Source organism: Rossellomorea sp. LJF3 (assembly GCF_037046045.1).
GTDB lineage: Bacteria > Bacillota > Bacilli > Bacillales > Bacillaceae_B > Rossellomorea.
In genome coordinates this window covers 61,071-73,790 of sequence record NZ_JBANLY010000013.1, presented here as the reverse complement: position 1 = coordinate 73,790, position 12,720 = coordinate 61,071, and the positions used below count along the sequence as shown (strand labels likewise).

Sequence of the window (12,720 nt, the reverse complement as noted above, 5' to 3'; positions counted from 1 at the left end):
GTTTGGGTACGCTAGTAAAGAGAATCGAAGGTGCCCAAAGTTTATTAAAGGGGTTTTCCATGTGGGGAATGTTGCATGCGTTACTGGATATAAATCCTTTGAATTAGGAATTTTCAAGCAGGATGACAAAGCGGTTTATTACATAAAGCAAGCATTGAAGAAAGAACTGGTATCACTTCTGGATGAAGGATTGGAATGGGTCCTCATCAGCGGACAGCTTGGCGTAGAGCTCTGGGGAGCAGAAGTTGTATTTGAGCTTCAGGAAGACTACGCTGATCTTAAACTTGCCGTGCTGACCCCTTTTATTTCTCAGGAGGAAAACTGGAACGAACAGAATAAGGAATACTATGAACTGATTCTTTCTCAAGCCGATTTTGTTGAAACCATCTCGAAGGATCCTTATAAGAATCCTCAGCAGTTTCGCAACAAGAATCAATTATTTTTACACAAAAGCCATTCGTGTGTGATTCTATACGATGAGGAAAAAGAAGGCTCGCCTAAATATTTCTATGAAGAAGCGAAAAAAAAGAAACAGTCCGACCCATCTTTTGATCTCAGGGCAATCAGCTTCCATGATTTACAGTGGATTGTTGAAGAGGAACAGTGGAAGACAGACTGAAGAATCATGACTTAACGAGGCCTTTTTAGAGGAATGAAATCACTGAAGTATGAAATACGATTGACAAATTGATGGTTATTTGAAAAAATGATAGTGATAAATATAGAGGTGAATAGAATGATCTCAGATAAAGTGAAGTTAACGGCAAAGGATATTCTCGAAAAAGAGTTCAAAAGTGGAATGCGAGGGTATAAGCCGGAAGATGTGGATAAATTTTTAGATTTGATTATTAAAGACTATGAAACCTTTCACCAGGAGATAGAAGACTTACAGCAGGAAAACCTGCGACTTAAAAAGCAGGCAGAGGGTGCTCTGAAACAACAGCGTTCAGCTGCTCCGCCTCAACAGACAGGAACCACGAATTTCGATATTTTAAAGCGTTTATCTAACTTAGAGAAACACGTTTTTGGTAACAAATTATACGACTGATATTTCCAGTTGAATTATTGGGATAATTACCGTATAATTAGGTATTGCTGATCCTTAATGGTGTTTGGGTAATCGCTGCAACGATTCGTTGTAGAGGAAAGTCCATGCTCGCACGGTGCTGAGATGCACGTAGTGTTCGTGCCTAGCCAATTCATAAGCTAGGGCAGTCCAACCCGGGCTGACGGCAGGGAAAACACCTACGTCCTTTACGGATATGGTGTGACTACTTTGAAAGTGCCACAGTGACGAAGTCCTGTTAGAAATGGCAGGAGTGGAACGAGGTAAACCCCACGAGCGAGAAACCCAAATTTGGTAGGGGAATCCTCTCAAAGGAATTGAACGAAGAGAGGGACAAAGGAATTTCCTTTGTAGATAGATGATTACCACCCGAGTACGAGACGAACAGTCGCCTGCAGTACAACGGAACAAAACATGGCTTACAGAACACTGTTACGGGATAAGAGCAATATGGATTAAATAATGCAAGTGACTGATACATGCAGGTAATACACTGCTCTTTTGTATCAGTCCTTTTTATTTTACAGGAAACAGGACCATACTAGTAATAGTGGCATATTTATGAACGGGGTGACAAAGATGAGTACATATACGTTAATCGCAACCGCGGCGATGGGCTTAGAATCCATTGTTGCCAAAGAAGTGAAGGAATTGGGGTATGAATGTCAGGTCGAAAATGGAAAGGTCATCTTCAAGGGAGATGAAACGGCCATTGCACGGGCCAATATGTGGTTGAGAACCGCTGATAGAATCAAAATCCTTGTCGGTGAGTTCAAGGCTTATTCCTTTGACGAACTATTTGAGAATACAAAGAAGCTTCCTTGGGAGGACTTTCTCCCTGTAGATGCAGAGTTCCCGGTGCAGGGGAAGTCGGTTAAATCAAAACTTTACAGTGTTCCGGATTGTCAGGCCATCGTGAAAAAAGCGATAGTGGAACGGCTGCGAACTGCCTACAAGCGAACGTCATGGCTGGACGAAACCGGTCCTCTATTCAAGATTGAAGTGGCCATCCACAAAGACGTGGCAAGCATCACCCTGGATACGAGTGGTCAAGGTCTCCATAAACGAGGATATAGAATCGGACAAGGTGAAGCGCCTTTAAAGGAAACGCTGGCAGCTGCCCTGATACAATTAACGACCTGGAATCCCGATCGTCCCTTTGTGGATCCATTCTGCGGTTCAGGGACCGTTGCCATCGAAGCTGCGCTGATCGGACAAAATATCGCTCCTGGCTTCAATCGTGAATTTCTGTCAGAGGAGTGGCCGTTGATGCCTGGCGATGTGTGGGAGAAAACGCGTCTGGAAGCCGAGGATTTGGCGAACTATGATCAGCCCCTTGAAATACTCGGTACGGACATCGATCATCGAATGATTGAAATTTCCAAAGAGAATTCTTTAGAAGCAGGACTTGGAGACCTGGTGAAGTTCAAGCAAATGCAAGTGCGGGATTTCACTTCGGAATTAGAATACGGCATCATCGTTGGAAATCCTCCGTACGGTGAACGTCTAGGTGAACGGAAAGAAGTAGAGAAGATGTATCAAGAAATGGGAAAGGCCTTTGAAAAACTTGATACCTGGTCCGTATACATGCTGACGTCCCATGAAAACTTTGAACAATGCTACGGAAAACAAGCCACAAAAAAACGGAAATTGTTCAATGGATTCATAAGGACAGACTATTATCAATTCTTCGGGCCGCGCCCCCCAAGAAAGTGATCTGATTCGTTTTATTGGAAAAAGATGATGAAGTTCAGAATAACCCTTTCACTTCCTGCGTATAATAGTTCTATCATTTTTAGAGGAGTGACAGAGGATGGACCATTCTTTCATCGATTTCCACAAAATCTATCAAGCCTTACAAAGCTCTATTTCTTCCATTTCAGGTGAAGAATCGGGGGCCGTACAACTGGACCTCCATGAAGCATCCAAAAACCTGGATCAGGCATTTCAATATGAGTTATTGAAAAAAAAGAGAATATACGACTGAGTGCACTCTCTCCGAAGCTAGAGACATCCATACAACTGGTAGACTCACCCTTTGTATGGAGAGTCTCTTTTCTTTTGGTTTGGAATGTACTTCCTTATAATAGAAAGTCCCTGAGGTGAAAATTTCCGTTACACCTTTTCAATAAGAAAGAATTCTAGTAAATTAGAAATATTGTGTCACGCAGGAGGTTCATATGAGAAGAAAATTACCATTCGAGTTAACCAAGGAGCAATCCTTCTATGAAGCATTATCCGATTGGGTCGGGGATGTTTTTTATGATATATTGCCAGAGAAAGGATTTGACCTGCGGGATGAACAGGTTTTCATGGCCTTTCAACTAAATCAGGCGTACAAGAATAAGCAGGTCATGTTTGCAGAAGCAGGTGTTGGAACGGGGAAAACCCTTGTGTATCTGTTATATGCCCTTTCCTATGCAAGGTATACGGGAAAGCCTGCCATCATCGCTTGTGCGGATGAAACCCTCATCGAGCAGATTGTCAAAAAAGAAGGGGATATAGAGAAGCTTGAGAATGCCCTGGATCTGGATATAGATGTCCGTCTTGCCAAATCGAGGGAGCAATATCTTTGTATCAAGAAATTAGAAGAAAATGCTTCTCAAAATGATGTCTATCAGGATATGTGGGAAGAATTACCTGGCTTCGTCCATGACAATTCCTCTATGAGGAGCTTCAGTCATTACGGAGATCGTAAAGAATATGCCGGCTTGTCAGATGAAGAGTGGAATTCTGTAGGCTGGGATTCCCTTCAGGACTGCATGTCCTGTGCCTATCGTCATCGCTGCGGACTTACGCTTCATCGTGAGCATTACCGGAATGCGGCTGACTTGATCATCTGTTCCCATGATTTTTATATGGAACATATCTGGACGAAAGACAGCAGAAAGCGGGAAGGTCAGCTGCCGCTCCTTCCGGAAGCAAGCTCAGTCGTCTTTGACGAAGGGCATCTGTTGGAATTTGCTTCACAGAAAGCGATGACCTACCGGATGAGGATGGAGACGCTTGAAGGACTGTTAGAAAAGCTGTCTTCATCTGATATGAGAGAGGAGACTCTTTATATCATTGAAGACATCATGCTCGACAATGAAAAGTGGTTCGAGCTTCTTGAGAAAGAATCCAAAGGAGAATCTGGGTCCGACAGGCAGTACATCATGCGCTCAGAGGCGATTTTGCAACAGGCCAGGTCTCTTACGGAAAAAATCGAGAACCTGCTGAATGAGCTTGTTTTTGAAAGCGAAATGTATGTGATGGATGATTACCTGTTAAAAGTAGTGGAAGAATATCTGGAGCAGATTCAGTATTCATTGAAACTGTTTTTAGATGATGAAAAAGGAATCTACTGGCTGGAAACATCAGAGGAAGAACACACCTTTGTGGTGATGCCGAGATTAGTCGAGGAAATTCTAAAGGAACACGTTTTCAGTCAAAACATCCCATTTATCTTTTCTTCAGCAACCCTTTCCTATAATGGGGACTTTTCATATGTGTCACGATCGCTGGGGATTGAGACATATGAAAAATTTTCAGTGGAATCCCCTTATGAATATGAGGAGATGATGAAAGCACATATTCCCTCATTGGATTCCGGTGTCAATTCAAAAAATCAATATGTTTGGGATAAATTACAGAGTAATCAAGGGAAATCATTGATTCTTTTTACATCCATGGAGGAGATGAACGCCTTTAGATCCTATCAGATTCAGCAGGCGGATCAAAACTGGAGTGTCATCTATGAAGGTGACCGTGAGATCAGTGATACGGTGGAACAGTTCCAGCAGGAAACGTCTACGGTCCTATGTTCCTATCACCTATGGGAAGGATTGGACGTGCCGGGGGATTCCCTTTCACAAGTTATCATTTACTCACTTCCATTCCCGCCGAGAGACCCAGTCTTTGATGCGAAACGGAAGCATGCCACCCATTCCGTAGAAGAAGTGGATCTCCCTTACATGATCCTTCGTCTAAGACAGGGAATCGGACGTTTGATTCGGACAAGTGAAGACAAGGGGAGCATCCACGTTCTGTTGAATGATGATGAAACCCCGTATAGAGAATTGGCAGAGTCCGTCCTGCCCGTTGGAATCGAAGTGTTGAACGCATAAAAAAGTGAACCGAAACCGCCTGAATGGGCGGTTTTTTAAAAATCTTTCCGGACCCAAGTTGCCAGAAAAATGTGATAAAATAGATTGAATGTTAAAAAAGGGGGCTTTTTGAATGAAAGAATCAGTACGGGAGACAAAAGATCAATTTCATGAATATGCAAAAAAAATGTCGGCCTACAACGAAGCGCTTGGTTTGATGTTCTGGGATTTGCGTACAGGCGCTCCAAAAAACGGAACGGAACAACGGTCAGAAGTGATTGGGATGCTTTCATCAGAGCTGTTCGAGATGTCCACTTCCAATGAAATGGCCGCTTACTTAGCGAAACTATCTCCACAGATGGACCAACTGGATCCTATGACACAAAAACTAATAGAAGAGTGTCAAAAAGAGTACGATCGAAATAAAAAGATTCCCGCCTCTGAATACAGGGAATACGTGGTATTACAGTCGAAAGCGGAAGGTAAATGGGAAGAAGCAAAAGAAAAAGCGGATTTTGATATGTTCAAGCCTTATTTAGAAAAGCTTGTGGCTTTCACAAAACGCTTCATTAATTATTGGGGATATGAGGATAATAAATATAATACATTATTGGATATGTATGAGCCGGGCGTGACGGTAGAGGTATTGGATAAGGTATTTGGGGATCTTCGTGATCAAATCGTCCCACTTGTACATAAAATTTCAAAATCGAAAAATAAGCCAAAAACCGATTTCCTTTTTGAACACTTTCCCAAGGAACGTCAAAAGGATTTCAGTTTGAAAATTCTTGAACAAATGGGGTATGATTTCAATTCAGGAAGATTGGATGAAACGGTCCATCCGTTCGCGATTGGTTTGAACCCTGGTGATGTAAGGGTAACAACTAAATATGACGAAAAGGATTGGAGAACAGCCGTCTTTGGAACGATCCACGAGGGTGGACATGCCCTGTATGAACAGAACATTTCAAAGGATTTGATGGGCACACCCCTATGCACGGGCACATCCATGGGTATCCATGAGTCTCAATCCCTGTTTTATGAAAATTTTGTGGGCAGGGACCATTCTTTCTGGAAGCAAAATTATGCGTTATTGAAGGATTATTCGACGGGACAGTTTGATTCTGTTGAATTAAATGATTTCTACAGAGCAATCAATGAATCGAAGCCTTCGTTGATCCGGATCGAAGCAGATGAATTAACATATGCCCTGCATATCATCATCCGTTATGAAATTGAAAAAGGATTGTTCAATGATGAGATTGAAGTGAAGGATCTTCCTGAAATCTGGAATCAGAAATATGAAGAGTACTTAGGTATCCGTCCTTCCCATAATGGAGAAGGTGTCCTCCAGGATGTCCATTGGGCCGGTGGAAGCTTTGGTTACTTTCCGTCATACGCGCTCGGGTATATGTATGCTGCACAGTTAAAGCGTGCGATGGTAGAAGATATTCCCCAGTATGAAGAGCTCCTGGAAAAAGGGGATCTTGCTCCCGTTAGAGAATGGTTGACCGAGCATGTTCATCAATGGGGCAAGATGAAAAAACCGCTTGAAATCATCAGGGAAGTGACTGGAGAAGGGCTCAATGCCCAATACTTGGCCGATTATTTAACGGAGAAGTATTCAAAGGTATATTCCTTAAATTAACTATTGGAGGCAAGAATCATGGATATTAATGTAGCATCACTAGAGGATAAATTGCTTGTTGGAATAGTCTGGACAGGTCCATATGGAAGAGGGTCCGAGATCCCGAGACTATTCACGAAGTTTCAGCAGATGATCCCATCCATTCACCATATAAATGGAGATGAATGCATATACGCACCATTCCATGATAGGGCGACTGATTTTACGTATTATTGTACCGTTGAAGTTGATCGTGTGGAGAAGCTGCCACCGGGCTTGGTGGAATTGTCACTTCCTGCAGGTGAATATGCACATGCCCTTTATGAAGGGCTGTCGACGGAAGTGGAACAAGCCTATTTCGCCATCTTTAATTGGATTAAAGAGAATGGGTATGAAAAAGACTACTCCAGACTGAGTGTCGAGAAGTACCTATCTCAGGACCGTGAAATCAACGAAACGGAAGATAACAGGAAATTAGAGTTGTTTGTCCCAATTAAACAGAAATAGAAAGGAGGCTGCTTCATTTGAAGCAGCCTCTTCTTTTTGGCTGATTGTCTAGCTCCGGCGGCTAGGCCCTCGAGGTCATAAGTCAAACCACCCAAAAAGGCAAAGAGCGCCTTTCCGGTTGGTTCGTCTTATGCTTGTCGGGCCTGCCCAAGCCGCCTCCGCTTTTCTTTTTACCACATTTTATATCCTTTGGATGCGGGTGGGGCGTTTTGGATCATGTCGATGAATGGGACGGTGTAGGCGACGAGGATGAGAGCGGCCAGGATGGTTAACCAGATCCGCCAGTTCTCGAGTGCCATCGGTGTCCTTTCGGCTGTATCAGCCGTTTCACCGACAGGAAATTCCTCCTCTCCCTTGGGAGCGAAGAAAGCCAGATTGATAAAGATGTATAGAACGAGAATGATACCCATGAAAAGAATCGTGCCTCCGATCGCCTGTGCGATTTGGTAGGGGATCCAATCCAGTGCCTGCGGTGCATCCCCATAAGTGGAGTATGAAGATCTTCTTGGTGCACCCAGTAATCCAACCGCATGCATGGCGCCAGACATGATGCTCATTCCGACCGCCCATACAATAGCCTGCACGATGGCCAATTTGTTCATTGCTTTCGTTAAGACACGTCCCGTCAGATGAGGGACAAGCCAATAAGCAATCCCAAAGAAGGTCAAGACGACAGATGTGGCCAGTGTTAAATGAAAGTGACCGGTGACCCAAATCGTATTATGAACCACCTGATTCATTTGATTGGATGCATTGATCAATCCGCCTGCTCCTGCAGGGATGAAAGCAACCATTCCGATGAACGGCACTGTAAAGCGGGCGTCACCCCATGGCAGCTTCTTGAACCATCCGAATAATCCCGTAGCCCCTTTGCTTCTCCCGTACATTTCAAATGTAGCGAACAAAGAAAATGCTGTCATCAGGGAAGGGATGACTACCATGAACGTCAGGGTCACCTGCAGGAACTTCCAATAGGCATCAATGCCAGGCTCCACTAGTTGATGGTGAAATCCGACCGGTATCGAGAATAGAAGGAAAAGGATAAAGGATAGTCGTGCCAATGAATCTGAAAAAATTTTCCCTCCGATGATTTTCGGAATGATTACATACCATGCCATATAAGCAGGCAGCAGCCAGAAATAGACGAGTGGGTGACCGAAATACCAGAACAAGGTACGGCTGACAAGAACGTCGACCCTGTCCACCAGACCAAGGGACCATGGCAGGAGTTGAAATAATACAGTCCCTGCAACCCCGATGGTGGCCACGATCCATAAGACGGTGTTGATGATGCTCATGAAAGTTAGCAAAGGGCTCGGTTGTCCAGGATGTTCTTTTCTCCAGCTCATATATTTCATGATCATCCCTGCTCCGCCGAGCCAGCTGCCCACCACCACGAAGGTCAATCCTAAATAAAAGATCCAATGGGCCTTGAGGGGAGCATAAAATGTATAAAGGACCGTAGCTTCATTTAATAGGATCATGACTGCTGCCATGATCGTTCCAAGAAGCATGACCCAGAATCCCAGCCACCCCATAAAGCGGGATTTTCCAGAGTAGGTCCCTGACGTTCGGGAAATCGCCGCATGCTGGAATCCGAGAATAAAGAATGTCGTCAGTACCAATCCGAGTAATACCCCGTGAACAGTCAATACTTGATAATAACCGATACCTGCAGGCAAAGTGAATCTGCCTGAGCGGACCAAAACCTGTAACAGGCCAGCGAGCCCACCTAATGCCAGAGCAGCAAATCCCACGTAAATATGGGCCATGGCCAATGTAGCATCCTTTTTATCAATTCTTACAAATGGTTTCATCTAGTCCACCACCCTTAGCATAGATTTCATCGTGTGATGACCGACACCACAATATTCATTACATACAATGAGGAACTCTCCAGCCTTGTCGAGCGTTGTAGTGTATTCACTGACAAATCCAGGTTCAAGCATCATATTGATATTGGTTCCTGCCACTTCAAACCCATGGACAACATCCTTGGTTGTAGCCGTGATTTTCAGTGTCGATCCTTTAGGGATCTCAATTTCCCCAGGGGTATAAAGAAAAGCGGAGGCCACAAATACCAATTCATAATCCCAAGCCTTTCCTTCCACTTTTTTAAGTCCGGGTTCGTTAAACGGAGCTATTTTGTCCACCTGCTCCGGATTGACGTATGCCTTTGCACTTGGAGGCTGATGCCCCTGGTGAAAAGCACTGATTCCCAATATGATTAAAAATAAGATAAGAGACCCTGTTCCAAGCGTTAACCACCATTTCTCATAGCGATGCATATGCATATAAATCACTCCTTAAATTAAAAACGATTAAGAAATAACAGGAATACCCCAAGCCATGTTAGGACTAGAAAACCTCCTAAAAATAAAACCGAAGTAAATGTACCTTTTAATGAGGTGGGTTCCTTGATTTTGACTTCCGTTTTTTGATGTAATTCCGGTTTTCCCATTCCACTCATTCCTTCCATTAACTATTTGCTGATTTGATATATCAATCATAAGCGGGTACACCTATTTGAATCTGTGATAAATGTCACACCTATAGGGGTGATTTGTGAAATAAATGTGAAATGATTGAAAAATAGGCAATCGGGCGTGTTCATTCTCGTGAACTGATGCATAAAGTGTAAGAATGAAGAGGAAGGTGACGATCAAATGGAAAAGTATTATTGTAAACAGTGCTGTCAAATCTTTTCTGACAAGATGATGTGTCCTCAATGCCAGGTGCCGGTCGAAGCGAAGATACACATCGAGGTCCATCATCAGCAAGGGAAAAAAGATCACCGTTAAGACTTTAAAAACATGCTGTGCTAAAATAAAGAAGATTCAAATAACAGAGAAGGCGGTGGGGAATTTGTTTGTTCCTTCATTTTCATTAAAAGGTAAATTGGCCGTTGTCACAGGTGCAGGCAGGGGAATTGGACGGGCTCTCAGTATTGGATTAGCGGAATCTGGATCCGATGTAGTCCTGTTGTCAAGAACCAGGGATGATTTAGAAGAAACGGCAGGTGTAATCGAGAAGCTTGGAAGGAAGGCTCATATCCTCCCGACAGATGTGACATCACGTGACGACATAAACAGGGTGATCACCTACATAGAAAACCATGGCTTGTCCATCGATATCCTGATCAATAATGCAGGGATGAATATACGTTCGGCAGCGCTTTCGGTAACGGATGATGAATGGCAGAAAATCATGGATACGAACTTGAAATCAGCCTTTATGATGAGCCAGGAAGTGGGAAGGCATATGAAAGAGAGGGGACGGGGGAAAATCATAAACATTGCCTCCGTCGCCGGCCACGTTGCCCTCAGGACCGGGGTCGTATATGCTTCCACGAAAGCAGCCATGATTCAAATGACGAAAGTATTGGCCATGGAATGGGGGAAATACAATATCAATGTTAACAGTATCGGTCCATGGTATTTCAAGACACCTTTAACGAAGGAACTTTTACAAAACGAAGAGTATGTAAATGATATATTGTCGGTGACTCCTTTGAAAAGAATCGGTGAGCTCGAGGAATTGGTAGGCCCGGCGGTATTTCTTTCATCGGATGCCTCAAACTATATTACCGGACAAACCCTCTTTGTAGACGGAGGAATGACGATCAACGGCTTTTGAATCCAGGATAAAAGGCTAACCTTTCGCTGAAGGTTAGCCTTTTATCTATTTGCTATTCCATCATCAGTATCACTAAAAAGTCACCCGCATTTTCAATGGAAATCGGTAGTTTCAAAGCTTTGTCAAAGCCATACATTTTCGATTGCCCCACAATCACGGTCGGTGGTGTAATGTCGAGTGAATGACCCGCTTGTGCCAGGAGAGTAGCAAGATTCCCTGCAATCATATTACCAAGCTCGCCTGCGAATGACTCAAGCATTTCACCTTCCAGGGGCATTCCAAACATGGATGCTCCCAAACCTTGAAAGCTCTCTTCTTCTCCATCTATGATCATTCTTCCTCTTACGTCACCCGTGAACCCGATGAGTACACCGATTTTATGCTGACTGAACGGCTCTGTCAGCATTGAGGGTTTTAAAACAGTAACACTCAAAGGGATGACTCCTTTAATCGCTTCTACTGAACTATTAAGTATATCGGTGACACTTTTAGTTAAAATCATGTCGTATCCTCCAGTATTTTGTCACTATAATCATATCATATGAACTAGGAGTAAAGGATGATATTTTCGCGTTCCATTCATACTAAAGGACTATTTTTGAGAGGATTTATAAATAAACTAAAACAACACTCCATACATGATTTATGCCCTTGTGGAAAAGCTATCCTTATATGGAAGTGTAAGGAGTGGTCATGCATGCCGAAAATACTCTCAGTGGACACTGAGATCCCGTCAGTTAAAATCACGCAAAATGAAGCCGCAGAATTTGCAAAGCAACTGTTTTCTTCGAGTTTTAAAGATATAGGACGTCTCATAAATGTGTTTCAAAACGGTGAAATAGAAAGCCGTTACTTCGTGAAGGATCTGGAGTGGTTTTCCAAGGAGCATACCTTTCAGGAAAAAAACGATGAATTCATCCACCATGCCGTAGAATTGGGAAGTAGAGTGATCCATAAGAGCCTTTCCCGTCATAGGCTCTCAATGGGAGATGTCGATGCCATCATCACAATATCAACATCGGGTCTATCAACCCCGAGTCTGGAAGCCCGGATCATGAACCGGCTCCCATTCTCTCCCCATATCAAACGAATTCCGATTTGGGGTTTGGGATGTGCAGGGGGGGCGGCAGGATTATCAAGGGCGTATGAGTACTGCTTGGCCTTTCCAAAGGCAAATGTTCTTGTTCTTTCAATCGAACTGTGTTCTTTGACTTTTCAACACGGAGATCGATCAAAGAGCAATTTGATCGGGACATCCCTTTTCGCTGATGGTGTGGCATGTGCCCTTGTCTGCGGAGATGACAGCCCGGCATTAGAAGGCGTCGATCATCCTTTGCCAAGGATCTTTGCCACTCAGTCGACGCTGCTCCAGGACTCATTGGATGTCATGGGATGGGAAGTAAAGGAAAATGGATTATATGTTGTATTTTCCAAGGACATTCCGACATTGGTGGAAAATTGGCTGCGTCCGAATGTAGAGGGATTCATTGAAGCGAACGGGGTCGGGATCCGGGACATTAAGCATTTTGTGGCCCACCCCGGTGGAAAGAAAGTGATTGAGGCTTACAGGGATGCTTTGGGAATGGATGAAAGTATGACAACTGAATCGATGAGGGTATTGAAGAAATATGGGAACATGTCCTCTGTCACGATTCTTTATGTCCTCAAGGAGTTTATGGAGAAGGGCTGTGAACGGGGGGAGATCGGTCTTGGCACTGCTTTGGGACCGGGGTTCAGTTCGGAGCTTTTGTTGATGAGGTGGGAATGATGCTATATTTTGTATTGTTTTTCTCTGTGTT

General features: G+C 43.7%; 13 protein-coding genes and 1 other RNA gene. 11 read left to right on the top strand and 3 right to left on the bottom strand.

Annotated elements, in window-relative coordinates; genetic code table 11:
- Positions 1-61 precede the first annotated feature (61 nt).
- The 8 genes from V8G47_RS13530 (at position 62) to V8G47_RS13495 (ending at position 7,285) form a co-directional block, all read left to right on the top strand.
- On the top strand, positions 62-619 hold the full coding sequence (locus V8G47_RS13530; RefSeq protein ID WP_336200575.1) for a DUF1273 domain-containing protein: 558 nt from the start codon (positions 62-64) through the stop codon (positions 617-619).
- A 117-nt stretch (positions 620-736) separates the two neighbouring features.
- A complete protein-coding gene (gene gpsB, locus V8G47_RS13525) occupies positions 737-1,048 on the top strand; it encodes a cell division regulator GpsB (protein ID WP_034758475.1) in 312 nt (103 codons plus the stop codon).
- 60 nt (positions 1,049-1,108) lie between these two features.
- Positions 1,109-1,493, top strand: an RNA gene (rnpB, locus tag V8G47_RS13520) — RNase P RNA component class B.
- Between the two features lie 152 nt (positions 1,494-1,645).
- The gene (locus V8G47_RS13515; RefSeq protein ID WP_336200574.1) at positions 1,646-2,782 is read left to right on the top strand and encodes a THUMP domain-containing class I SAM-dependent RNA methyltransferase; all 1,137 of its coding nucleotides are present in this window, start codon (positions 1,646-1,648) and stop codon (positions 2,780-2,782) included.
- Between the two features lie 97 nt (positions 2,783-2,879).
- Positions 2,880-3,053: a hypothetical protein gene (locus V8G47_RS13510; RefSeq protein WP_336200573.1), complete on the top strand. Its 174-nt coding sequence runs from the start codon at positions 2,880-2,882 to the stop codon at positions 3,051-3,053.
- Between the two features lie 193 nt (positions 3,054-3,246).
- Complete coding sequence (locus V8G47_RS13505; protein ID WP_336200572.1) at positions 3,247-5,172, top strand: ATP-dependent DNA helicase; 1,926 nt, start codon at positions 3,247-3,249, stop codon at positions 5,170-5,172.
- Positions 5,173-5,284: 112 nt separating this feature from the next.
- On the top strand, positions 5,285-6,799 hold the full coding sequence (locus V8G47_RS13500; RefSeq protein WP_336200571.1) for a carboxypeptidase M32: 1,515 nt from the start codon (positions 5,285-5,287) through the stop codon (positions 6,797-6,799).
- Positions 6,800-6,817: 18 nt separating this feature from the next.
- Positions 6,818-7,285: a GyrI-like domain-containing protein gene (locus V8G47_RS13495; RefSeq protein ID WP_336200570.1), complete on the top strand. Its 468-nt coding sequence runs from the start codon at positions 6,818-6,820 to the stop codon at positions 7,283-7,285.
- A gap of 170 nt (positions 7,286-7,455) precedes the next feature.
- On the opposite strand, the gene V8G47_RS13490 is transcribed toward V8G47_RS13495, so the two are convergent.
- Positions 7,456-9,102, bottom strand: a complete 1,647-nt coding sequence (locus V8G47_RS13490) for a b(o/a)3-type cytochrome-c oxidase subunit 1 (protein ID WP_336200569.1) — start codon at positions 9,100-9,102, stop codon at positions 7,456-7,458.
- Positions 9,103-9,579 carry a cytochrome c oxidase subunit II gene (locus tag V8G47_RS13485; protein WP_159362151.1) on the bottom strand — a complete coding sequence of 159 codons (477 nt, stop codon included), beginning with the start codon at positions 9,577-9,579 and terminating at the stop codon, positions 9,103-9,105. It lies immediately after the preceding gene.
- Positions 9,580-9,951: 372 nt separating this feature from the next.
- Between V8G47_RS13485 and V8G47_RS13480 the strand changes: the two genes are divergently transcribed.
- Positions 9,952-10,086, top strand: a complete 135-nt coding sequence (locus V8G47_RS13480) for a hypothetical protein (protein WP_336200568.1) — start codon at positions 9,952-9,954, stop codon at positions 10,084-10,086.
- 64 nt (positions 10,087-10,150) lie between these two features.
- Positions 10,151-10,921, top strand: coding sequence for an SDR family NAD(P)-dependent oxidoreductase (locus tag V8G47_RS13475; RefSeq protein ID WP_336200607.1), 771 nt, complete (start codon positions 10,151-10,153; stop codon positions 10,919-10,921).
- 52 nt (positions 10,922-10,973) lie between these two features.
- On the opposite strand, the gene V8G47_RS13470 is transcribed toward V8G47_RS13475, so the two are convergent.
- The gene (locus V8G47_RS13470) at positions 10,974-11,423 is read right to left on the bottom strand and encodes a chemotaxis protein CheX (protein WP_336200567.1); all 450 of its coding nucleotides are present in this window, start codon (positions 11,421-11,423) and stop codon (positions 10,974-10,976) included.
- Positions 11,424-11,618: 195 nt separating this feature from the next.
- Between V8G47_RS13470 and V8G47_RS13465 the strand changes: the two genes are divergently transcribed.
- The gene (locus V8G47_RS13465; protein ID WP_336200566.1) at positions 11,619-12,689 is read left to right on the top strand and encodes a type III polyketide synthase; all 1,071 of its coding nucleotides are present in this window, start codon (positions 11,619-11,621) and stop codon (positions 12,687-12,689) included.
- Positions 12,690-12,720: the final 31 nt, after the last annotated feature.